The following is a 20,587-nucleotide window of genomic DNA, read 5'->3' as shown; positions in this document are numbered from 1 at the left end:
ACTCATCGGACAAGCTTGCTGGTTGCTTTATAAAACTCAACTCCCTCTGACTGACTGCACCCTCCAGTGATGTGGGTGCCCTTTTGTCCCTTGGACGCCCTAGTTGGCAGTTCAGCGCTTCGCAGTTTTCGTGTCGCTTTCCCTCAGCACCGAAGCGACTCCAGAGAGGCCCGAGTTGTCGTACGAGTGAATGGGTTCCAGCAATCAAGCTCGGTGTGTGGCCGTGATAAAAGGTTTGTCAGTTGCTCAGAATTGATCCCGGAGGCCCAACTAAAATCAGCCCCCTGAATGCTCTCTGCAGTCTCTATGGATGTGTTACTGAAATCAGCCGCGCGTAAATCGGCCTGATTCAGCTGGCTACCCGTAAAGCGTGCTCCTTTACAGCTGCACCCCTGTAGCTTTGCAAAGCGAAGATCAGCCCCCACCAAGCATGCACCAACTAGCACAGAGCCACTAAGGTCGCAGCCACTGAGATAGGCCCCCATGAAACTACTTTCAGTTAAGTCCATACTCCTTAAGTCGGCACCATTAAAAAATGCCCCATTCAGATAAGCCTTGGGTCCGACAGCTCCAGATCTGAATTGATTAAATCCCTCGGGAAACTTGCTGTTCATATCATAACGAGCTAACTTGAGATTGCAGCCATCAAGCTGGCAGCCAGAAAGATCAGCGCCCCTTAGATCAGCTCGGCATAGTTTAGATTCTCTTAGGTCTAGAGGGGTTAGTACTCGATGTGACCAACGGGCTCCGCGGGCATCAAGCGGCACTTGATTGACCATTTCAGGTTCGCAGGTCTCTGGGGGATGCCATTGCTGTGGATTCTCTGGTAACAAAGTGATTTTGAGTTGGGCTTCAGGATGCATAGGAAGAGTTCTTTCTGGTTGTCTTAAGAATTTCTTATACCTCTTGCATTCTAGAGGACAAATCGGGTTGGCCGAATGTCCTGCTACAACCTTAATGCCTGATGGTAGTTCTCGAGTAGTCATTCACTCTTTGGGTTTAGCGCGCATATCAAGTCATCAAACGCACCTTGAGCGCAGGTACTTTCACGCTCATAGCCTGATCTTCTAAGTCTATTGACTGAGAGATTCTTTAATTCTGTCAAGACGTGTAAAAGCGCTTTTACGGGAACTCCCAATACCATATAGAGTTCCAATAATGATTTCATACCTGCCTTGTCGGTAATTACCGTGCAATTAGACGCCACCCCATAAGTCACTACTCTGATAAATTGCTCGCAGTCTCTCCAGCAGGCCGCTGCTCTGTGCTCAGGAAAAAGCTCTCCCCCTTGCGCTATCAATCCTGGTTGCTTGTGTAGTAGCGACGCGCTCGCTTCAGCAATCATCTTAGGCGACTTCTCGATTAATTCGATAACAGCTTTCTCTGAACCTTTGCAAATCGCACAGATATATTCTATCTCGTTTAGGCTCAGTGGACGCCTTGCTGAATCAGCAGTCCTGATAATCGTTCGAACTTCAACGGGTATCGTCTCTCTTGAGCCAAGTCCGCATACATTAGCCTGCCTGACAAGAAGTTTAATCTTCGTTCTATATTCGGTTTCTGTTGTTATGAACATGAGCCGAGTGGAGTTGCGGACAATGTCTTGTTGCGGTCCAAGTAGAATGCCCATACAGTCGATTCGCCTAATCCATAGCAGCGATCGCAAGCTAGGCTGGCTAGCTGGGCTACTACACCGATTGCTTCCAAAAGCGCCTTGGCTTCTTTCTTTCCAGACACAAAAGTTGTCCGAATAGAAGAACCTACGACCCAGGTGAGGCGCGTCTGCTTTAACTCGCCATCGCCATCCTCGCATGCAACGAGAAGATTAGCTTCACTGGGATCAGTCAAGAAATGAGATCTCCAAAGTGATATGTCGTCACTCCTGAGGCCAATGCGAAGACGCATAGCTCCTGAGTTGTATATAATCTCCGCTCCTTCTCCTGCTTGCTTTATTAAGTGTATGATCTGCTCGGGCTGCTGGAACGTCATGTTCATGAAAAGATGAGGTAAAGACAAATGCGGAGGCTTCTTTGCTTATCAGAATGATATCGAATGGTCCAACAGAATAATCTATGCCCTCAAATAGTAGTGCGCAAATGCTATAGCAGATGGCATGCATTCTTGCCTGAGCTGCACTTGCTAGCTGCATTATTGTTTTATAAACTGCAGCTTCAAGCCCTAGCCTTCAAAAGAAAGGGCTCCCACATGGGGAGCCCGAGAATGTAAAAATCCGTTATATGCAATCAAACTAGGGCGTTGATTGCATAGTCCAGGTAGTTATTGGCTTCAGTGGCTGGCTCACCAGAAAGTCCATGATTGGCTTTAATATAATTGAGAGCTTCTACGTACCACGAAGGAGACAGCTCAAAGGCACGGTTGATTTCATCAATGCCAGCAATCAGATACTCATCCATCGGCCCAGTGCCACCAGCTACGAGGCAATACGTAACCATTCTCAGGTAGTAGCCGATATCACGGCTGCATTTTGCTTTGCCACGGGCATCAGCAGCGTAGTTGGCACCCTGCATCTGGGTGGTGTAAGGGAACTTGCTGTAAACGGCTTGTGCAGCACCATTGACAAGACTGTCCGCATTCGCTGTTAATCCCTTTGCTGCTGCGAGGGCGCTCTTTGCACGGTTGTATCGACCGAATGCCGAGTTGATCTCAGTGTTGCTCAGAAAGCGGCCTTGGGAATCAGCTGCTGAAACAGCTTCGGTGAGAGGGGTCTTCATGGGAGTACCTGACTAAAAAATTACTTTGTGCTTAAAATTTAGGCTACTGCCGCAGCGGCACGATCGAAGTAGGTGCCGATCTCGCTCATCAGTGCAGAGCAGTCGCCGGCGGTAATGCCGTTGCGATCATTTGCGATCGAGATGGCGGATTCTTTCATCTTACGGACGCCTTCTGCGACGGAAGCGCCGGGCACGCCGAGGGCCAGGTAGGTCTCGCGCAGGCCGTTGAGGCAGCGGTCTTCCAGCACGGAGGAGTCGCCGGTGAACACGGCGTACGTGACGTAGCGGAGGATGATCTCCATGTCGCGCAGGCAAGCAGCCATGCGGCGGCTGGTGTAGGCGTTGCCACCCGGGGCTGTCAGGGCAGGTTGGGCCTCGAAGAGACTGCGGGCAGCGTTGGTGACGATGCTAGACGCGTTCGAGGTGATGCGGTTCACGGCATCCATACGCTTGTTGCTCTCGGCCACCATGGCGCCTAGGGCGTCGAGCTGACCGGCGTTGATGAATTCGCCACGGGCATCAGCCTGGGCGACCACCTTTGTGAAGGCGTCAAACATTGGGGGGAGGCTCCTGTTCTCGACTGGGTCAGAGAAGGGTGAAGAGGGGAATGTGAGCCCTGCCGGCAGCGGCAGCTACCAGGGGATCAAGGCACCAAATCGAGCGAGCAGGCCGAAGACCGCCTCACCGCTTGGCCCACATATTGTTGGCCCTACCTATGGCCCCTATCAGCAGCGCTTAACAAACAGTCATTGGCAGGCTCAGATCGCCTGCGCTGCAAGGCCTCTACAGGATGAAAGCTGGTTGCGAAACAGCCCGAAGCGGGTGTCTTGGGAGCCTTGTGTGCCCCACAGAACAGCGCGAGAGGTAGCACGCACCCTTCCCCGCCTGTCCCCGATCCCTCCTGTCCAGCGCGCAGCCATGAAAAAGCCCCCTGCAAGAGGGGGGCGAGGCCACGATCGGGGCCTTGTCCCGCTTACTTCTTCTGGCCAGCCTTGGCCGGAGCCGCAGCCTTGGGGGCATTGGTGTCGATGCCACCGCTGACGTGAACGCCGGTGATCTTGCCACCCATGCGCTGCACCATGCGCATGGTTTCGTTCATCCGGGTGTAAGGCACGTTTATGACCACATCCGCCGTGCGGGCGTAGTCGTTGTTGGCGATGACAGTCACGGCGAATGTCACCTGACGGTCATTGCTGAAGCTGGTGCCGCGGTTGCCTGCAGAAACCTTCATCGGAGCTACGGGGGTAACGGGGAAAGAAGGATCCGGTCAGTTGACCGGAGTGACACTGGCGACCCGGCCGCCTTCGCGGTGGATTTGCTGCTGGTACTCGAGCAGCTTGTTGAAGGGGATGAAGCGCACGCGATTGCTGCGCTTGTGCAGGCGGTAGTTGCTGAAGCCGGTGATCTCCACCCGGAAGGTGCGTCCCTCCTCGGACGCGCCTACACCCATGCGGGTCACGCCATCGGCCTGCACCTTGCGGAACACGGAGCCTTTGGCGTTGGGGCTCACCACCGGAACGGCAGCTTCGGAGTGGACGGCGGGGTTGAGGCGGGACTGATTCTTGAGGATGTCCCCCTTGACCGAGGCCGCAGCGCCGCGGCTGAGCTGCAGCATGTAGGAAAACTGCAGGCCCTGCTGGCCAATGGAGTAGTCCCAGCCATGCAGGTAAGGAACCATCTCCTCACCGAAGCGGTTCTGGTATTCGGCGCTGTCGATGTAGGAGTCAATCTCGGCGTCGAAACCCTGCTCCTGGAGAATGGTGAAGTGCTCCAGCATCTCTGCTTTGTTCTGGGGAGCGCGACCGAGCAGGTGTTTGAAATTCAGCTCGATGAAGCGATAGGCGTTGCAGTTCTCGAAGAACTTCTGGCGGTACAGGCCACTTTTGGCCACCTGACGCACGAACTCACGCACGCTCAGGTAGCCGCGCCGGAACAGGGATTCGGGACCCTCAAGGCGCTCGCTTTCCATGATGTACTGGTTGCCGAGCACCTGCTGGTAGACGGCCCGGATCAGGGTGGACTTATCCACCTCCGTTCCAGGGCCTATTAGAAGTTATCCAGAGGCGAGTAGCTGCAGTGGCTCTTGCCAGCCCAGTAGCCGCAGTAATCCCTTGATGTCGTGCGACAGAGCGGCGAGTCCTTCAGCGATGGACCAGAACCCATCCAGCCGCAGTGCATTCATGGCCATACTTCTGAGCGTGGCCAGGATCTGAACGCCGTTCTCCTCGCGGTAGCGGTGGGCGTCTTCTCGCAGCTGGGTGTCGCGAGGCCAATGCCAGCTGTTCTCAATGCTCCAGCGATCCCGCACGTGCTGCAGCAAGGCCCTGGCGCCAGCGCGCAAACTCGTGACGTAGTAACGGGTTTCATCCACAGGCTTGCCCTCTCGGATGCCTTCGCTGCGCACGGCGACCACCGTGGCGCTGCCGGGCCAGTTCTCCACCACCCACGCCGGAGCCGGCATACCGCCCAGGGTCCAGGTGATGTCGCGCCCGTGATCGATCTCCTGCCTGCAGGTTTTGAGCGGCACCCGCCTGCCGTAGGTCAGTCGATCCTTGATGATCTGAAAACCCTTGCGGCGACTGTGTTTCACGGCAATCAGGAAGTCGGCGTCACGCTGTTCGAGGTAGAGGAAAAAGGGCGGTTGGCATGCAGGGCGTCCGCCTGCACCAGCACCCCATCGAGCTCCACACGATCCAGCAGCTTGCGCAGGGCCTGGATTTCCCCGCCGGCATCAGTGGCGTAGGTGCTCTGGGCGATTGCCACACCAAGGCTGTTCGAGTAGAGGCTCACCTGGGCAATGAAACGCGCTGCGCCAGAGGCGTTCTCATCGATCGAACCCCTCAGGGTCTTGCCGTCGCAGACCAGGGTGTTCAAGCCTTCTGCCACGCCAGGCTGGGCCGCCATCCACTGCTGCAGCAGGCCCTCAAATCCCTCCACATCGAGCTGAGCCAGCAGCAACCGGAACGTGGAGTCCGACGGCGACTTGCCGAAATCAGTGCCCAGCAGCTCGTTGAGTGTCTGGCGGTGGCGCTTGGCGAATCGCTCCATTCCCACCAGTGAGCCCTGGTTACTCAGGATCGCGAGGATCGCCACCAGCAGCATCCACCACTGAGGGAATCGAATCCCCCGGCGCATGCGGCAATCGGGCAGCGCCTTGAGGAAGCTGATCAGATCGGTTGCGGTGGCTGGCGTTGCGAGCTGGGATCCCAAGGCTGAGGAGCGGTTCCCACGCAGGACAACGCAGAGGAACGGGACCAACCAGTCTGACTGGGACACACTTCTAATAGGCCCTGACCTCCGTTCCGTTCGTCCAGTTCTCCTTGTTCCGTGCATTGGAGAAGCGCTCGATGCCTAGGTAGGCAGCGTTGGCGAGAGTCATGGGCGTGAGGGGCCGGGGGGCGGAAGCGGACAGGCAGAAGACGGTGCCGAGGACGTCATCGGCAGACGTCCGGTGGCGTGGGAAGCCGCTGGCGGTTCTGACCAAGAGGCTTCAGCCGGATCCTATGGGGGCGGTTTCTATCTCCGGGCTGGCTTTCAGAATCGTTACAAATGTTTCGCCTGCTCTGGCTGGCCGAGTGTCTGCGGCCTATCCCCTCTGGCCAGTCTGGGCAGGGCCGATACCATCCGCCCACATCTCCGAACTCCTCGTGATGGCAACGGCTCCCGAGGCTGCCGATCCCGCCCTGCGACTTGCTGAGCAGCTTCAATCCCTGTCGCAGGTCGCTGAGACGCTCACCTATCGCCTTCTGGATCTGGAAGAGCGGCTGAATGCCCAGGAAGCTCGCAGCCTGGAGCGGCTGCACGCTGAGAACGCGGCGGCGGCCCATCAGGCCGAGGAAACGGAACTGCGCCTGCTGGAGACCGAAGATCGGCTGGAGCGACTGGAAATCCTGCTGGGCGGCGAAGAGGCGCGATCCAACGCCGCACCTCCCGCCAGGCTGCAGGTCGTTCCTGCCGCAATGTCCAGCCCGTCAGCCGCCAAGCCAGACACTGCCAGGCCAGAAGCTGCCAGCGGTGATCAGGTGGTGAGGATCACGACGGATCCCTTCCCGCCTGATCCGTTCCCGGAAGAGGAGGAACAGGCCTTCATGGATGACGAGGTTCCACTGGCGCAGCAAACGGCCTGATCCGTTCAGGGGCCGGTGCTCAGCATGGCTCCGGCGGTGGTCAGCAGCACCCGGCCCACTTCCAGAGCGCCCACGGCGGCCAGGCCCAGCCAGAGACGCTGGGCCCATTCCGGAGGCTTGCCGCCCTTCCAGGACGGCGAGGTGATTTCGCCGGAAAACCGTGCTCCCGAGCCCAGTCCGCCGGCTGGAGCCCGGCGGTTCGTGGCTTCGCGCCAGTACTGGTCGTAACGCGGTGCCTGCTGGTTGAAGGGAATGGCGCCGATGGCGCGTCCTGGCAGCACCCGGTTGCGCTGATAGGGAACTTCGTCAAGACCAAAGGCCTCGAGATATTCCTGGGAGTCGAGCAGGGTGTCGATCAGGCCTGGAAGACCCTGTTCGGCGATCAGAATCGAGAGGGCAATCTGTTCCTGCTGGCCATGCACCGGCCGCCCCAGAACGCGGCCCACCATCTGTTCAACCACGCGGTAGTTGCTGTTGCAGCGGTAGAAGCCATCCCGGAAGGTCTGTGATAACAGCAGGCCGCGAATGAAGTCACGCGTGTTGATCAGGCCGTTGCGCAGCCGCGATTCCAGCGCCGGATCGCGGTCGACCCGGAAGGCATGAAAGAAGATCTGCTGATAGGCCCGCTCAATCAGAGCATCGACCTCTTCCCGGCTACGAGCGGCGGTTTCACTGGGCAGCCGCTGGGCCAGTCGTCCGGCATCCTGCTCACTTCCTGTGGTGAATCCCTGGACTCTCGCGTTGATCGCGGTGGGGTTGGTGCTGAGAAGGGGCAGTGCCATACCTGGTGTGAATAACGTGCTGAACGGTATGGGGCTTCTGGCGGAAATGGGTCCGTTCGGCGCGGCTTATTACATCGCTTCACCACTTCAAGATTGATGTCGCTCTTCTATGTTTCATGAACTTTGTCCAGGGCTGAGGGGACAGCTCCCCGCGTTGTTCAGATCCGGAAGGTATCGCCCCAGGAGGCGGGAATCTCGGTGCTGTAGTCGTGGGTGCGGCTGAATTCAAACGGGCCTGCCAGCGATCCCCACAGCTGCTCGTGGGTGCTGGGGTCATGGCCACGGTCAATGGTGCGCATGCCGCGGCTATCGATGTCAAAGCTGCTGACCAGGTAGGCGGTGCTGCCCTTGCGTTCCACCAGGCAGCGGCAACCCGGCTCCACCTCGCCCACGAATCCTTCGCCCTGCTCGCGCACCACGTAATTGCAACCTTCCAGGGGCAGCAGATCGTCGGCGACGATCTGGTCGCGTCGCTCGGCGTCGTCGATGGCACCCCAGAAGCGACGGTCATCCCGGATGGCCTGGTTGCGGATGATCAGGCTTCCCTGCCGCTCCTCAGCCTGCAGCACCCGGATCCGGTACGGGACTGCCGGCGCAATCGCGTACGACTGCTCCAGCAGCAACGACCCCGGGGCCAGCTGTGGCAAGGGCCGGAAGTGGACCAGGATGTGGGCGTAGAGGGGGGGGTTGTCGAACGCCTGGGCCTGATTGCTGAAGCCGGCGCTCAGCATGCCCACCAGCCGACCGAGAGAGCTGCTCATGGCGTCAGACCTTACAAACCGAGGAGGCGAATCCGAAAGTCAGCCACCTGGCGGGCCATGGCCGGTCGGCTGAGCAGGAAGGGGTGGTCGCGGAGCTGGTCCAGCACCAGGTCAATCCTGTGGTTGGCGTCCTCTGGGCTGTTGCCCAGGGCCTTCCAGGCGGCATCGAAGCTCTGGGCGAAGCTGTCGGCGTTGTCATACAGCCGATCAGAGGCCAGTGGTGGTACGGGCATCGGCCTCGGCAGCAATGAGCCCATTCTGCCCGTGCATCTGGCGGCTGCTCCGGCGTCGGTGAAGCCTGCGTCAGCCGCCGGCTTGCGGCACCTGGCGGGAGGCTTTGGGTTTGTCCAGGGCCTGGGGGCGATCGGCGGGGTCGCGGCGCAGCTCCCGCTCCAGCATCTGAATGCGGCTGTCGCGCAGGCAGAACTTGCAGCCTCCGGTGGTCTGCAGGTGCTTTTCCGGCGTGATCGTGATCAGCTTCACCGGGTGCAGGCTGCAGCGGATCTTGATCGGTGTCTTGTAGCTCTTGTACACGATGTCGCGATAGTCGTAGCGCTGGCCGAAGCGGGTTCGTGCCCGCGCCAGGAAGGTCTCCTTATCGATCGGACTTCCCATGCTTCAGTCCTGCCTCTGCGGCATCAGGTGAAGGCGGGCCGATGCTGCTGGCCGGCAGGCCCCCAGGCTGCGAAGACCCCGAGGTGGCGTCATGGGCAAGTCTGTCGTGCTGCGAGAGGTGTGCTGGAGGTGCGTCCCAGAGGCTTTCCTGGAGCAGGAGAGGCGGCGTGGGTGTTGCGATTTACTGGTGAAGCAGTCAAATCAGGCTAAAGCCATGGCGCTGATGTCCAAAGGCTCCCTATCCAGGCGTGATCCGAGGCGAAGGAAGCCTTCTATGCCTGGCTTGGGAGGGGATCATCATCCCTTCCGATCACAGGCGATCAGGATCGAATAAAATTGTGATGCCAGGACCCAGATTTGAACTGGGGACACGGCGATTTTCAGTCGCCTGCTCTACCAACTGAGCTATCCCGGCCCGTCGCCTCAGCGACCCGCAGATCTTAGATCACCACCCAGCGCCGGCGTTCGGGCCAGGCAGAGCAGGCCGGCGACCCGCCAGCCACTCTCCTCCAGGGCGGCGGCTGCCGCGCAGGCGGTCGCGCCTGTGGTGAGGATGTCGTCGATCAACAGCACCGGCTGGCGCGGCCCCGACTGGACTGGTCTGGCCTGGCTGCAGCGAAAGGCACCCGCCTGGTTGGTCAGCCGCAGGGCTCGGCCCAGGTGGTGTTGTCCCAGGGTGGGGCGGCTGCGCTCCAGGAGTGCTCGGCTGCCGCAGCCGAGCAACCGCTGCAGTTCGTCGCAGATCAGTGCCGGCAGGGGATTGCCGCGCCGCTTCCAGCTGGGAATGGCGACCAGCAGCGGCGGCTGCTTCCAGAGCGGCAGACCCAGGCTCATCTGCTGCAACAGGCCAGCGATGGCGTCGCGGCTGGTGGCGCCATCGGCGTGCCTGCGCAGGCTCAGCAGCAGCTGGCGCAGCGGACCGTCGTAGCTGCCCACTGCCCACCAGGGCAGTGGAGCACTCTCGTGCAGGCAGGGAAACCGCAGGTCCAGGCGTTCCTGGCAGGGGCCGCAGGGCCAGTGGTGCTGATCGCCGCGGCTCTCGTCGCTGCTGGCCCGGGCACGGCGGCAGAGGGGGCAACAGGGACGGCTGATCAGGTTGAGCGCCCGCTGGATCGGATCAGGCGGCGACAGCTGGGGGCAGGGACGATGGGAGGTGACCAGAACGGCAGCTGCCAGCGGCAGTCGAACTGGCGAAAGGATTCCCCAACGCGGACCCAGCGGGTTCAGGCGTTGGCGTCCGGCTTCGGCAGCGCCCGCAGCATGGCCACCAGGGTGCGATGGGCATCCTCGCTGTCGCTGAGCTGGTGATCAAAGGCCACCTCGACGCTGGCTCCGTCCACCTCCAGCCGCATCGCTTCGGGGTTCACCGCCAGCATGCGGGCCTGGGCCGCCCCGCTGATGCCGGCGTAGTGCCGGGCATAGGAGAGCACTGCTTCGGCATGGTCTTCATTCATGTGCTTGCAGATCCGATCGCTCACGGCGGTGGTGAGGGGGTCGGCGGCCATGGGACAACGGGTGGGTGGGGTCGGCCTGATTCTGGCGCTCGCGCCGGGCCCCTTCCCTGCCGGCTCCCCCTCAGGCGGCACCGAAGCGCTGCCACAGCAGCAGGCCCAGGCGGATGGCGCTGAAGCCCACGTATCCCGCCAGCACCACAAACAGGGCCATCGAGATCACGGTGCGCAGACGGTCGTTCATGGGGAATCGGTGGGGGACGGGCCCAGTCTCAGACCCTGCCTGGCCAGGCGCGCCATGCCGAGGGCGGCCGACAGCGCCGGCCGGTTCAGCACGGTTCGGCCCAGGCGTTGCTGGCGCAGGGCGCGCCACTGCGGATTGCGGGCCCCTCCCCCCAACGTGATCACCCGCCGCACCGGAGGCAGGCCGAGGGTTGCCAGCCGTTGCCAGCCGGCCCGCTCAATCGCCGTGAGCCCCTCCAGCAGGGCCTGCAGGTAGAGCGCATCACTCACGGGGCGGGGATCGAGCCGAGGCCTGAGGTCCGGATCGTCCACGGGAAACCGTTCGCCCGTGCCGGGCAGGGGAAGCAGGTCGAGGCCGCTGGGCCGCCCTGGATCGATCTGCCGGCTGAGGGCCTCGATCGTGGCGTCGTCGAAGAAGCGGCGCAGGATGCCCGCGCCCGCATTCGAGGCTCCCCCCACCAGCCAACGCCCCGCCAGCCGGTGGCAGCTCACCCCAGGCGCCCGGACCGGCACGGCACTGAACTGTTTCAACACCAAGGTGGTGCCCAGCACCGTGATGCCGTCGTCTGGGGCCGGGTCGGCGGCGAGCACCCCGGCGTTGCTGTCGGTGCTGCCGGCGATCACGAGGCAGCTGGCGGGCAGATCGAGGGCCGCCGCCGAGGCCGGCGCCAGGGGGCCCAGGCCGGTGCCGCTGGGCCGGATCTGAGGCAGGGCAGGGCTCCAGGCCTGCTGGCGGATCGCTCCGGCCCAGTGCCCGTCTCCTGTCGCCGAGTCTGGCAAGAGCCAGCCGAGGCGGAGGTTGTTGCCTTCCTCGCCCCAGCGCCAGTCGTTCAGCAGCCAGCCCATCAGCCAGTCGGCCTGATGACGCAGCCACAGATCCGCAGGCCCGTAGCCCGCTGCTGCTGCGTGATCCATCAGGCGCAGGGCCCGGGCCAGGCTGCCGCTGGGACTGGCGGCAGCCTGGCAATCTGCGGCCAGGGTGGCTGATTCTGCAGCTTTGTCTGGGCAGGCCTGGTGGTACGGCAGTGCCTGGCCCAGCTGGCCTGCTGGCGGCTCACCATCGGGATGGCAGAGCAGCAGCGTGCCGGAGGTGCCGTCCACGGCGATGGCGCCGATCCGCTGGCGCCATGGCCGTGGAAGCCGATTCACCAGCGCGATCAGTCCGCTGCGCCAGCCGCCGGGATCTGGGAACGGAGCGGGGTAGGCGCAGGATTCGTCGGCCTGTCGCTGGCCGGCCCCATCGATCAGGGCAATGCGTAGGCCGCTGCTGCCCAGGTCCACGCCCAGCGACCAGTCCTGTGGGACTGGATCGCTGTCGGGCTCTGGCCTATCGATGGGTGGGTTCCGCGTTGACGACCGCTGAAGCCAGGATCAGGCGGCCGCTGCCACCAGATCCTGGGTGGCCTGCTGGATCGTGGTGGCAATCGCGGCCACGTCTTCCCAGGGAAGGTTGAGATCCGTGCGGCCGAAGTGGCCGTAGGCAGCCACGTCCTGGTAGAAGCGCCCACCCCGCTGAGCGGGCAGTTCCCGCAATTGGAAGGTTTCGATGATGGCGCCAGGGCGCAGATCGAAGTGTTCCTGCACCAGCGCCGTGAGGTTCTCGTCGCTGATGCGGCCGGTGCCGAAGCTCTCCACCAGGATGCTCACGGGCCGGGCCACGCCGATGGCGTAGCTGAGCTGCACTTCCACCTTCTTCGCCAGACCGGCGGCCACCAGGGCTTTGGCCACGTAACGGGCGGCATAGGCGGCGGATCGGTCCACCTTGGTGGGGTCCTTGCCGGAGAAGGCACCACCGCCATGACGGGCATAGCCGCCGTAGGTGTCCACGATGATCTTGCGGCCGGTGAGGCCCGCATCACCCTGGGGGCCGCCCACCACGAACTTGCCGGTGGGATTGACCAGGAAGCGGGTGGCTGGACCGTCGTCGGTCGCTTCCTTGCGGGGCTGGAGTGTCAGGCCGGCGGTGGCGGGAAGCACCACGTGATCCCAGAGATCAGCGGCAATGCGCTCGCGCAGGGCGTTCTCCTCGCTGATGCCGTCGATCTCGGCGGTGTGCTGGGTGGAGATCAGCACGGTGTCGATGGCCACCGGCTGATTGTTCTCATACACCACGCTGACCTGGGTTTTGCCGTCGGGCAGCAGGTAGCCGAGGCTGCCGTTGTGGCGCACCTCCGCCAGGCGCCGTGCCAGCCGGTGGGCCAGGCTGATCGGCAGCGGCATCAGCTCCGGGGTTTCGTCGCAGGCGTAGCCGAACATGATGCCCTGATCGCCGGCACCCACCAGATCGAGGGGGTCGCCGTCGTGGTCATCGGCTTCGTTCACGCCCTGGGCAATATCGGGCGACTGCTGATCCAGCGCCACCAGCACGGCGCAGCTGTTGGCATCGAAGCCACCGGCGCGGGCGCCCGTGTAGCCGATCTCCTGGATCACACCGCGGACCAGGGTGTTGAAGTCCACCCGGGCGGTGGTGGTCACTTCACCGGTGATCAGGCAGAGGCCGGTGTTCACCACCGTTTCGCAGGCCACCCGTGAGGCGGGGTCCTGGGCCAGTAAGGCGTCGAGTACCGCATCGCTCACCTGATCGCAGATCTTGTCGGGATGCCCCTCGGTGACCGATTCAGAGGTAAAGACGTAACGGCTCATCCCACGCTGGCTGATGGATCAGGCGGGCAGCTTATTCGGTAACGCTGCTGCCTGACACCGCCCAGCTCACGGCGCTCGGCTCGTCCGTCTCGATGACGGCCAGGTCAGACCAGTGCTGCAACTGGGGAAACAGGGGGTCCAGTGGTGGTCGTCGTTGCCAGCCGGCGGTGTACCCGAGGGCGGTGGGGAGACCCGCCGCCAGAGCCATGCGCAGATCGCTGTTGGCATCTCCGATCAGCAAGCACTCGGCCGGCTGCACCCGTAGGAGCGCGCACAGCCCATGCACCGCACCAGGATCCGGTTTGCAGGGGTGGTGATCGGCGCTCCAGCTGGCCGAAAAGAAGCCGCTCAGCCCGTTGTGATGCAGGAAATGGCGGATCCCGGCGGTGCCGTCGTTACTGATCACACCGCAACGCAGGCCGGCGCCAGAGAGCGCTATCAGCAGCTCCATCAGCCCGTCGGTGGGGCGCGCGGCTGCTGCACCCTCCCCATGCAGGCCATCGGTGTCGCTGAACACGGCATGCGCCAGGGCCAACGCCTCAGGCCAGCCGACCCCCACCTGGGCCAGGGTGGTGGCGGTGGAGATTAGATTGTGTTCGCGGGAAGCCACGGCTGTGGTGCCGGCCGGATGGACACCGTGCTGATCGAGGCCGTAGGCCCGGCGCAGCAAGGTCTCCAGTTCGGTGCTGCTGCCATCGCGGGCCCGCTCCGGATGGGCGGCGATCAGGCGCTGCACCGCATGAAAAACCCTGGCCTCGGCCAGGGTGATCAGCAGCGGTTCGCTGTGGCTGAGGGTGCCGTCCTTGTCGAACAGCACCGCTGCGAAGCGGCCGATGGGCTGGCCGCGCAGCGTCAGATGGGCCATGGACAAGGGGACAGAGGCTGCGCGGTGAAGCCGAACGGAAACGGGGTGCCTCAGTCGAGGGTGACGCCCATGGGCTCGTTGTCCTCAGCCTGCTCCAGCAGCATCTGCTTGTAGCGGGCCGCCATTTCCTCGGCCTTGTCGAACACCTTCTGGGGGTCGGTGAGCATGTCGCCCGGTTCGGGCTCGAGGGCTTTGGTGGACAGGGAGATCCGGCCCCGCTCGGCGTCGAGGTCGATGATCATCACCTTCATCTGGTCGTTCACATTCAGCACCGTGTGCGGCGTCTCAATGTGCTCGTGGCTGATCTCGGAGATATGCAGCAGGCCGCTGACGCCGCCGATGTCGATGAAGGCGCCGTAGGGCTTGATGCCACGCACGGTGCCGATCACCACTTCGCCAACCTCGAGGCGGTTCATCTTGCGCTCCACCAGGGCGCGGCGATGGCTGAGCACCAGGCGGTTGCGCTCTTCGTCCACCTCCAGGAACTTGAGGGGGAGGAAGTCGGCCACCAGCTCTTCTTTGGCCTTACGGGTGCTGATGTGGCTGCCGGGGATGAAGCCGCGCAGACCTTCGACCCGTACCAGGGCACCACCGCGGTTGGTGGCGAACACCTCGGAGTGAATCGTGGCGTCTTCCTTCTGCAGCTGCCGCACCCGCTCCCAGGCACGCTGGTACTCGATGCGACGGATCGAGAGGGTGAGCTGGCCGTCTTCGTTCTCCTCGCTGAGGATGAAGAATTCGCGCACCTCGCCGGGTTCGAGCACATCGCTGAGCGCCTCGACCCGGTTGATCGACACCTCCTGCAGAGGCATGAAGGCAGCCGTCTTGGCGCCAATGTCGATCATGGCGCCCTTGGGCTCCATGGCGAACACGGTGCCGTTCACCACGTCACCGGGCTTGAAGTTGTAGTCGTATTTGCTGAGCAGTGCTGCGAATTCATCCAGGGTGAAGCCCACGCCATCCAGGTCGCGGCTCACGGCACGGCTGCTGGGGTCATCGGCGCTGGGCACCTCTTCCGGAATGCCCAGATCGAGTTCGGTGTCGGCGGCGAAGGCCTGATCCACGTCTGCAGCGATCTCGGCCGTGCTCTCCAGAGCGCTGGCTTCGGAAGGGGTTACGGTCATGTTGAAACGGCGGTCTGCCGGCGGCAGATGGGAAGGGAGCGTTGCGTTCGCCCGCCAGCGAAACCAACGCAATCTCCCAACCTACAGGCAGGTCGTCCCTCTCTGGCCAGCAGGCCATCCCTTGGTGGTCGTCCGACTCAGCCCACGGAGGCCAGGGAGACCGGCTCCAGGCTCTCCTTGCTGCTGGTCTCCCGACGGCTGAGCCCATCGAGGGCTGCCACAAAATCGCTGATGCCCTGGAACTGGCGGTACACCGAGGCAAAGCGCACATAGGCGACCTCGCTCAGATCCCCCAGGCGTTGCAGCGCCAGTTCACCGATCTCGGCACTGGGAACCTCGCGTCCACCCCGCTGCTGCAGGTGCAGTTCAATCTCCTCCACCACACTCTCGAGGCAGGCCGGTTCGATGCCGGTCTTCTCGCAGGCGCGGATCAGGCCATGCAACACCTTGTGGCGGCTGAAGATCTCACGACCGCCGCTGCGCTTCACCACGGTGATCGGGACGGTTTCGACCCGCTCATAGGTGGTGAAGCGAAAGCTGCACTCCAGGCATTCGCGGCGGCGCCTGACGCTTCGCCCGACATCGGCCGCACGGGATTCGAGCACCCGACTGTCCGTGTGTTGGCAGGAGGGACATTGCATCCCTGAAGGTGCGACGCGTATTTTTTTAGCTTAGACAGCGATCCTCTGATTCGGCAATAGCCAGCGGGGCGACAGATGCTGCCCGGCGTTGCAACAGCCACGGAACATTGCTCCAGATCGCATGGCTTTGCCAGGTGCTGCCAAGAAAAAACCCCCGCCGTGGCGGGGGTTGAAAAGCGACCCTGGAGCCGCAAGTGGACTCTCACTTACCGATCTTCGGGGGATCGCGGAAGGCGATGGCGAAGAACAGGGTGGCGATGGCCAGCGTGAGGATCAGGATGTAAGCGAAGCTCTCCATGGGTTACCTCGAAGGAACTGGCGGTCAGCTGAGCGGGGAGCCGGCAGGAGGTGCATAGCCCTCCGGCAGACGACGGGTGGAGCGGTCTCCCAGTTTCTGGAAGAGACCGAATTCCACCTGCTCGCCGAGATCGGGGTCGATGCCGGCGAATACATCGCGGTAGAGGGTGCGGGCACCGTGCCAGATGTGACCGAAGAAGAAGAGCAGCGCAAAGGTGGCGTGGCCGAAGGTGAACCAGCCACGCGGGGAGCTGTGGAAGGTGCCATCGGAGTGGTAGCGCTCGAGGTCGAATTCGAAGGCTTCACCCAGCTGTGCCTTGCGGGCCAGGCGCTTGACGTCTGCAGGATCGGTGTAGGTCTGGCCGTTGAGTGCGCCTCCGTAGACCGTGGCGGTGACGCCGGTCTGTTCGAAGGAGTACTTGGCTTCAGCCCGGCGGAAGGGGATGTCGGCGCGCACGATGCCGTCCTTGTCCTGGAGAACCACAGGGAAGTTCTCGAAGAAGTTGGGCAGGCGGCGCACTTCCAGATCACGGCCTTCCTTGTCCGTGAAGGAGATGTGGCCCAGCCAGCTGGTGGGCAGGCCATCGCCATTCACCATCGGACCAACACGGAACAGACCGCCCTTGGCCGGGCTGTTGCCGACGTAGTCGTAGAAGGCGAGCTTCTCAGGAATCGAGGCATAGGCCTCGGCCTTGCTGGCGCCGTTGTCGAGTGCGGTCTGAACGCGACGGTTGATCTCGGTCTTGAAGTAGCCCTGATCCCACTGGTAGCGGGTGGGGCCGAACAGCTCGACAGGGGTGGCGGCGGCGCCGTACCACATCGTTCCGGCAACCACGAAGGCTGCAAAGAAGACGGCGGCAATGGCGCTGGCCAGCACCGTTTCAATGTTGCCCATCCGCAGAGCCTTGTAGAGGCGTTCCGGCGGGCGGGTGGTGATGTGGAAGATGCCGGCGATGATCCCCACGATGCCGGCGGCAATGTGGTGAGCCACGATGCCGCCTGGGTTGAAGGGGTTGAAACCCTCCGGTCCCCAGGAGGGTTGAACGGCCTCCAGGTGACCGGTGACGCCATAGGGGTCTGAGACCCACATGCCGGGGCCAAAGACGCCGGTCAGGTGGAAGGCGCCGAAGCCGAAGCAGCCGAGGCCAGCCAGCAGCAGGTGGATCCCGAAGATCTTGGGCAGATCCAGGGCCGGTTCGCCGGTGCGTGGGTCCTGCCAGATCTCCAGATCCCAGAAGGTCCAGTGCCAGATGGCGGCGAGGAAGAGCAGTCCACTGAAAATGATGTGGGCAGCAGCCACACCTTCAAAGCTCCAGAAGCCTGGATCCACACCGGTCTCACCGGTGATGCTCCAGCCACCCCAGCTGCCGGTCACGCCCAGACGCGCCATGAAGGGCATCACAAACATGCCCTGGCGCCACATGGGGTTGAGCACCGGGTCAGAGGGATCAAAAATGGCGAGCTCATAGAGCGCCATGGAGCCGGCCCAGCCGGCAACCAGAGCGGTGTGCATGAGGTGCACGGCGAGCAAACGGCCCGGGTCGTTGATCACGACCGTGTGCACCCGATACCAGGGCAATCCCATGGGGGTTAGGTCCGGGGAAACAGGGAGCTGGCCGTCGCCCATCCGGTCGATGGGGTTGGCCAGCAACGATTGACCCAGTGGCTGAAAAAAGCCATTGAGCCGATCAGTGCTGGTGATCGTAAGGGTTGTGCCCGGTCCGGCGGGAGCCTGAGTTACGGAGCGCAACTGCGGGTTTCAGAATGGGGGCTGAGCTGGATAGACGCCATGCCCGTGATCCGATTCGTGCGTGAAGGTCAGGATGTGGAGTGCTACCCGGGGGAGAACCTGCGGGAGGTGGCCTTGCGCCAGGGGCTGGAGCTCTATGGCCTCAAGGGCAAGCTCGGCAACTGCGGTGGTTGCGGCCAGTGCATCACCTGTTTTGTCGAGATCGTCGAAGACCCGGAGAAGCCGTCGGCCCTGAGCCCGCGCACGGCGGTGGAAGAGCAGAAGTTGCGCGGCCGGCCCCAGGGCTGGCGACTCGCCTGTCAGACCCTCGTGAACGGCTCGGTGCTGGTGCTGACCCGCCCCCAGGTTGGTCTTTCCGATCGCGACGCTGTGCTGGCGAAGGTCAGCCAGCAGCCACTGCCCGAGGGGCCCACTGCCTGGCCCGCTCCGCCCGAGCCGATCGAAGCCCCTGAGGAGATCCCAACGGAAGGCGCCCAGGGTGACATCCGCTTGGCTGACCTTCCCAGCGATCCGCTTGAGGGCTGAGAGGGCTGCATCACAACGAGCGATGAAGGGGCCGAAAAGAGTGCCGAATGGCGGTGATACCCTCCCAGGATCTCCGACACTGCTATGGAAACCAACGATCTCGGTTTCGTCGCCAGCCTCCTGTTTGTTCTGGTGCCCGCGGTGTTTTTGATCATTCTTTACATTCAGACCAGCAGCCGTCAGGGCGGCTGATCGGTCTTCGGGTTGAACTGAATCTCCTGATCTGGGCTTCAGTTCAAGGTCTCTTCAGGTGTCAGCGGGTCTGGCTGGCTCTCTGCCTGCCAGGCCCGCTGGCTTGCTAGGAGCCTTGAGCCGGTTTTGCCCCTGGCGTAGATCTGGACTCTGGCTGAGGTTGCGCGCCTGATTGGCCGTGCTTGTTCTGGCCGCTGACTGGGGCTGCTTCTCTTGCCTGGTCGCCATCAGCTCAGGTCTGAGAAGCACAGCCTTTGACTTGCCGGTTGTCTTGCCGGCCGCCTGCTGTGGCCCCTCTTCACTGAAGAGCTGCTCAGTGAAGAGGCCAGCGCCCAGCAGCAGAGGCCATGGCTGATCAAGTTGCCGGGCTCTGGCCTCAGCGACGCCCTTCCGGCTCGCGAACCAGGAGCACCGGGGCCGGAGCATGCACGCGGATGTAGTCGCTCACAGAACTGCCCAGCAGTCTGTCGAGGTCGACAAGGGCCTGGGCCACCAGAGGCCTGCGGTCCTGGGAGGCGATCACCATCAGGTCTGCCTTGGCTTCCTCGGCGGCCGCACAGACGGTGCGGCCGATGTCGCCGGTGCGGTGCAGGGTCTGCATCTCGACCCCAAAGCCCCGGGCACGCAGCACGGCTTTTTCCAGCACCTCGTCCACCGGGCTCTTGCCGCCCCGGGATGGCGTGATGTCGTACCGCGTCACGTGGACGCCGATCAGGCTGCCGCCGGGGATGTCGCGCACCAGCTCACAGGCCATGCGCAGGGCGTCATCGCCGACGCCGGTGCCGTCCACGGTCACCAGAACGCGGTTGACGTGGCGCACGTAGAGGTCGTCCCGCACCAGCAACATCGGGCGGGTGGAGAGCTGGAAGACGTACTGACTGGTGCTGTTGCTCAGGATCGACTGCAGACGTCCCAGGCCGCGGGAGCCCATCACGATCAGATCGGCGTTGAGCTCATCGGCCACCTTCAGCACGGTCTGCTTGGTGTCCCCCTGGCGGATGATCGTGTTCACATCACCGGGGTTGAGTCCAAGCCGCTGCACGGCTTCGGCCACGATGCCAGCGGCTTTCTGCCAGTGCTCCTGGAAGTCTTCACCCGCCTGCTCGGGCACCACATGCAGCAGGTTGATGCGGGCCTGTCGGCAGGGGGGAATGTCGCGCAGCATGCGCACCATCTCCTCCACATGACCCTTGCCGGAATCGGCGATCAGAAGATTGCGGAACACAGGACAGGTCCAGCTCTGCGGCAGCCTATGGCCGATGGATGGGCAGACAGAGCCCCCTGGTGAAGACCGTGATGCAGAGACAACTCCCTTCCTCCGAGATCGAGACCGGCACTGCTCCCCATCGTGGATGGTGTCTGCGCCGCCGGGTTCTGCCCCAGCACACGGATCACGCTGGCGTGATGTGGCATGGCGCCTATCTGGCCTGGCTTGAGGAGGCAAGGGTGGAGGCGCTGGCGGCGGCAGGCCTGGCGTACCGGGATCTGGCGGCGCGGGGGCTGGAGCTGCCGGTGGTCTCGTTGACGATCGACTACCGCCAGGCCCTGTTGCATGGCGACTCGGTGGAGCTCTGGAGTGAGGTGTTGCCCCGCAGTGGCGTGAGACTTCCCTGGCGTAGCCGCTTTCTGGGGCCGGCGGGAGGACTGGCCGCCGAGGCGCGGGTCGAGCTTGTGCTGGTCGACCTCTCGGCAGGCCCGGAACGTCGCCGGTTGGTGCGTCGCCTCCCGGATGATCTGCACAAGGCGATCGAGCGCCTGGAGGTCGGCCCGGATCAGACTCGTGGATAGTACGCTTGTTCTCTGCGGCGAGCGGTTCGGTGGGGGAGCTGGTGCGTGGGG

Annotated in this window: 24 protein-coding genes, 1 tRNA gene and 1 pseudogene; 4 read left to right on the top strand and 22 right to left on the bottom strand. The window is 62.9% G+C overall.

Annotated elements, in window-relative coordinates:
• Window positions 1–143: 143 nt before the first annotated feature.
• The 7 genes and pseudogenes from VB777_RS04225 to VB777_RS04195 form a co-directional block, all read right to left on the bottom strand.
• Window positions 144–779, bottom strand: a complete 636-nt coding sequence (locus VB777_RS04225) for a pentapeptide repeat-containing protein (protein WP_323247441.1) — start codon at window positions 777–779, stop codon at window positions 144–146.
• A 203-nt stretch (window positions 780–982) separates the two neighbouring features.
• Window positions 983–1,630, bottom strand: coding sequence for a phycobilisome polypeptide (locus tag VB777_RS04220; protein WP_323247314.1), 648 nt, complete (start codon window positions 1,628–1,630; stop codon window positions 983–985).
• 613 nt (window positions 1,631–2,243) lie between these two features.
• Window positions 2,244–2,732, bottom strand: coding sequence for a phycocyanin subunit alpha (cpcA, locus tag VB777_RS04215; RefSeq protein ID WP_213203214.1), 489 nt, complete (start codon window positions 2,730–2,732; stop codon window positions 2,244–2,246).
• A gap of 38 nt (window positions 2,733–2,770) precedes the next feature.
• Window positions 2,771–3,289, bottom strand: a complete 519-nt coding sequence (locus tag VB777_RS04210) for a phycocyanin subunit beta (protein ID WP_323247312.1) — start codon at window positions 3,287–3,289, stop codon at window positions 2,771–2,773.
• A 416-nt stretch (window positions 3,290–3,705) separates the two neighbouring features.
• Complete coding sequence (locus VB777_RS04205; RefSeq protein WP_323247310.1) at window positions 3,706–3,963, bottom strand: phycobilisome linker polypeptide; 258 nt, start codon at window positions 3,961–3,963, stop codon at window positions 3,706–3,708.
• 36 nt (window positions 3,964–3,999) lie between these two features.
• Window positions 4,000–4,761 carry a phycobilisome rod-core linker polypeptide gene (locus VB777_RS04200; protein WP_416238304.1) on the bottom strand — a complete coding sequence of 254 codons (762 nt, stop codon included), beginning with the start codon at window positions 4,759–4,761 and terminating at the stop codon, window positions 4,000–4,002.
• A 24-nt stretch (window positions 4,762–4,785) separates the two neighbouring features.
• Window positions 4,786–6,065 (bottom strand): annotated as a pseudogene (locus VB777_RS04195) (ISAs1 family transposase).
• Window positions 6,066–6,382: 317 nt separating this feature from the next.
• Between VB777_RS04195 and VB777_RS04190 the strand changes: the two are divergent.
• The gene (locus tag VB777_RS04190; protein ID WP_323247309.1) at window positions 6,383–6,859 is read left to right on the top strand and encodes a hypothetical protein; all 477 of its coding nucleotides are present in this window, start codon (window positions 6,383–6,385) and stop codon (window positions 6,857–6,859) included.
• A 5-nt stretch (window positions 6,860–6,864) separates the two neighbouring features.
• On the opposite strand, the gene VB777_RS04185 is transcribed toward VB777_RS04190, so the two are convergent.
• The 14 genes from VB777_RS04185 to psbB all read right to left on the bottom strand — a co-directional run bounded on the left by VB777_RS04185 (window position 6,865) and on the right by psbB (window position 17,866).
• Window positions 6,865–7,641, bottom strand: coding sequence for a phycobilisome rod-core linker polypeptide (locus VB777_RS04185; RefSeq protein WP_323247307.1), 777 nt, complete (start codon window positions 7,639–7,641; stop codon window positions 6,865–6,867).
• A gap of 158 nt (window positions 7,642–7,799) precedes the next feature.
• Entirely contained in the window at window positions 7,800–8,402 is a 603-nt protein-coding gene (locus VB777_RS04180) for a chromophore lyase CpcT/CpeT (RefSeq protein ID WP_323247305.1), read from the bottom strand.
• Between the two features lie 11 nt (window positions 8,403–8,413).
• On the bottom strand, window positions 8,414–8,635 hold the full coding sequence (locus VB777_RS04175) for a hypothetical protein (RefSeq protein WP_323247303.1): 222 nt from the start codon (window positions 8,633–8,635) through the stop codon (window positions 8,414–8,416).
• Between the two features lie 70 nt (window positions 8,636–8,705).
• Entirely contained in the window at window positions 8,706–9,017 is a 312-nt protein-coding gene (locus VB777_RS04170) for a hypothetical protein (protein WP_323247301.1), read from the bottom strand.
• Window positions 9,018–9,359: 342 nt separating this feature from the next.
• Window positions 9,360–9,432, bottom strand: a tRNA-Phe gene (locus VB777_RS04165).
• An 8-nt stretch (window positions 9,433–9,440) separates the two neighbouring features.
• Window positions 9,441–9,953, bottom strand: coding sequence for a ComF family protein (locus VB777_RS04160; protein WP_323247299.1), 513 nt, complete (start codon window positions 9,951–9,953; stop codon window positions 9,441–9,443).
• 287 nt (window positions 9,954–10,240) lie between these two features.
• On the bottom strand, window positions 10,241–10,522 hold the full coding sequence (locus VB777_RS04155) for a DUF2470 domain-containing protein (RefSeq protein ID WP_323247297.1): 282 nt from the start codon (window positions 10,520–10,522) through the stop codon (window positions 10,241–10,243).
• A 186-nt stretch (window positions 10,523–10,708) separates the two neighbouring features.
• Window positions 10,709–11,998: an FGGY-family carbohydrate kinase gene (locus tag VB777_RS04150; protein WP_323247439.1), complete on the bottom strand. Its 1,290-nt coding sequence runs from the start codon at window positions 11,996–11,998 to the stop codon at window positions 10,709–10,711.
• A gap of 84 nt (window positions 11,999–12,082) precedes the next feature.
• Window positions 12,083–13,354, bottom strand: a complete 1,272-nt coding sequence (gene metK / locus VB777_RS04145) for a methionine adenosyltransferase (RefSeq protein WP_323247295.1) — start codon at window positions 13,352–13,354, stop codon at window positions 12,083–12,085.
• A 31-nt stretch (window positions 13,355–13,385) separates the two neighbouring features.
• Window positions 13,386–14,219 carry an HAD-IA family hydrolase gene (locus VB777_RS04140; RefSeq protein ID WP_323247293.1) on the bottom strand — a complete coding sequence of 278 codons (834 nt, stop codon included), beginning with the start codon at window positions 14,217–14,219 and terminating at the stop codon, window positions 13,386–13,388.
• Window positions 14,220–14,269: 50 nt separating this feature from the next.
• On the bottom strand, window positions 14,270–15,343 hold the full coding sequence (locus VB777_RS04135; RefSeq protein ID WP_197158807.1) for a 30S ribosomal protein S1: 1,074 nt from the start codon (window positions 15,341–15,343) through the stop codon (window positions 14,270–14,272).
• 137 nt (window positions 15,344–15,480) lie between these two features.
• Window positions 15,481–15,984 carry a transcriptional regulator NrdR gene (nrdR, locus tag VB777_RS04130; protein ID WP_323247292.1) on the bottom strand — a complete coding sequence of 168 codons (504 nt, stop codon included), beginning with the start codon at window positions 15,982–15,984 and terminating at the stop codon, window positions 15,481–15,483.
• 202 nt (window positions 15,985–16,186) lie between these two features.
• Entirely contained in the window at window positions 16,187–16,282 is a 96-nt protein-coding gene (locus tag VB777_RS04125; RefSeq protein ID WP_006042122.1) for a photosystem II reaction center protein T, read from the bottom strand.
• Between the two features lie 24 nt (window positions 16,283–16,306).
• Window positions 16,307–17,866: a photosystem II chlorophyll-binding protein CP47 gene (gene psbB / locus VB777_RS04120; protein ID WP_323247437.1), complete on the bottom strand. Its 1,560-nt coding sequence runs from the start codon at window positions 17,864–17,866 to the stop codon at window positions 16,307–16,309.
• A gap of 204 nt (window positions 17,867–18,070) precedes the next feature.
• Between psbB and VB777_RS04115 the strand changes: the two genes are divergently transcribed.
• Complete coding sequence (locus VB777_RS04115) at window positions 18,071–18,556, top strand: 2Fe-2S iron-sulfur cluster-binding protein (RefSeq protein WP_323247290.1); 486 nt, start codon at window positions 18,071–18,073, stop codon at window positions 18,554–18,556.
• An 84-nt stretch (window positions 18,557–18,640) separates the two neighbouring features.
• Window positions 18,641–18,748 (top strand): photosystem II reaction center protein PsbM, encoded by a 108-nt coding sequence (gene psbM / locus VB777_RS04110; RefSeq protein ID WP_197158811.1) that lies wholly within the window; start codon window positions 18,641–18,643, stop codon window positions 18,746–18,748.
• A 376-nt stretch (window positions 18,749–19,124) separates the two neighbouring features.
• On the opposite strand, the gene VB777_RS04105 is transcribed toward psbM, so the two are convergent.
• On the bottom strand, window positions 19,125–19,973 hold the full coding sequence (locus VB777_RS04105; RefSeq protein ID WP_323247288.1) for a universal stress protein: 849 nt from the start codon (window positions 19,971–19,973) through the stop codon (window positions 19,125–19,127).
• 71 nt (window positions 19,974–20,044) lie between these two features.
• Between VB777_RS04105 and VB777_RS04100 the strand changes: the two genes are divergently transcribed.
• Window positions 20,045–20,536 (top strand): acyl-CoA thioesterase, encoded by a 492-nt coding sequence (locus VB777_RS04100; RefSeq protein WP_416238307.1) that lies wholly within the window; start codon window positions 20,045–20,047, stop codon window positions 20,534–20,536.
• Window positions 20,537–20,587 lie beyond the last annotated feature (51 nt).

The organism is Synechococcus sp. CCY9202 (assembly GCF_034931685.1).
Lineage (GTDB): Bacteria > Cyanobacteriota > Cyanobacteriia > PCC-6307 > Cyanobiaceae > CBW1002.
The sequence above is the reverse complement of the archived record's forward strand: the minus strand, read 5'-3'. Positions and strand labels throughout refer to the sequence as shown.

Coding starts and splice junctions, on each gene's coding strand:
- VB777_RS04225 (WP_323247441.1), bottom strand. CDS start 779: ATGGTCAATCAAGTGCCGCTTGATGCCCGCGGAGCCCGTTGGTCACAT.
- VB777_RS04220 (WP_323247314.1), bottom strand. CDS start 1,630: ATGGGCATTCTACTTGGACCGCAACAAGACATTGTCCGCAACTCCACT.
- cpcA (WP_213203214.1), bottom strand. CDS start 2,732: ATGAAGACCCCTCTCACCGAAGCTGTTTCAGCAGCTGATTCCCAAGGC.
- VB777_RS04210 (WP_323247312.1), bottom strand. CDS start 3,289: ATGTTTGACGCCTTCACAAAGGTGGTCGCCCAGGCTGATGCCCGTGGC.
- VB777_RS04205 (WP_323247310.1), bottom strand. CDS start 3,963: ATGAAGGTTTCTGCAGGCAACCGCGGCACCAGCTTCAGCAATGACCGT.
- VB777_RS04190 (WP_323247309.1), top strand. CDS start 6,383: ATGGCAACGGCTCCCGAGGCTGCCGATCCCGCCCTGCGACTTGCTGAG.
- VB777_RS04185 (WP_323247307.1), bottom strand. CDS start 7,641: ATGGCACTGCCCCTTCTCAGCACCAACCCCACCGCGATCAACGCGAGA.
- VB777_RS04180 (WP_323247305.1), bottom strand. CDS start 8,402: ATGAGCAGCTCTCTCGGTCGGCTGGTGGGCATGCTGAGCGCCGGCTTC.
- VB777_RS04175 (WP_323247303.1), bottom strand. CDS start 8,635: ATGCCCGTACCACCACTGGCCTCTGATCGGCTGTATGACAACGCCGAC.
- VB777_RS04170 (WP_323247301.1), bottom strand. CDS start 9,017: ATGGGAAGTCCGATCGATAAGGAGACCTTCCTGGCGCGGGCACGAACC.
- VB777_RS04155 (WP_323247297.1), bottom strand. CDS start 10,522: ATGGCCGCCGACCCCCTCACCACCGCCGTGAGCGATCGGATCTGCAAG.
- metK (WP_323247295.1), bottom strand. CDS start 13,354: ATGAGCCGTTACGTCTTTACCTCTGAATCGGTCACCGAGGGGCATCCC.
- VB777_RS04140 (WP_323247293.1), bottom strand. CDS start 14,219: ATGGCCCATCTGACGCTGCGCGGCCAGCCCATCGGCCGCTTCGCAGCG.
- VB777_RS04135 (WP_197158807.1), bottom strand. CDS start 15,343: ATGACCGTAACCCCTTCCGAAGCCAGCGCTCTGGAGAGCACGGCCGAG.
- nrdR (WP_323247292.1), bottom strand. CDS start 15,984: ATGCAATGTCCCTCCTGCCAACACACGGACAGTCGGGTGCTCGAATCC.
- VB777_RS04125 (WP_006042122.1), bottom strand. CDS start 16,282: ATGGAGAGCTTCGCTTACATCCTGATCCTCACGCTGGCCATCGCCACC.
- psbB (WP_323247437.1), bottom strand. CDS start 17,866: ATGGGATTGCCCTGGTATCGGGTGCACACGGTCGTGATCAACGACCCG.
- VB777_RS04115 (WP_323247290.1), top strand. CDS start 18,071: ATGCCCGTGATCCGATTCGTGCGTGAAGGTCAGGATGTGGAGTGCTAC.
- psbM (WP_197158811.1), top strand. CDS start 18,641: ATGGAAACCAACGATCTCGGTTTCGTCGCCAGCCTCCTGTTTGTTCTG.
- VB777_RS04100 (WP_416238307.1), top strand. CDS start 20,045: ATGCAGAGACAACTCCCTTCCTCCGAGATCGAGACCGGCACTGCTCCC.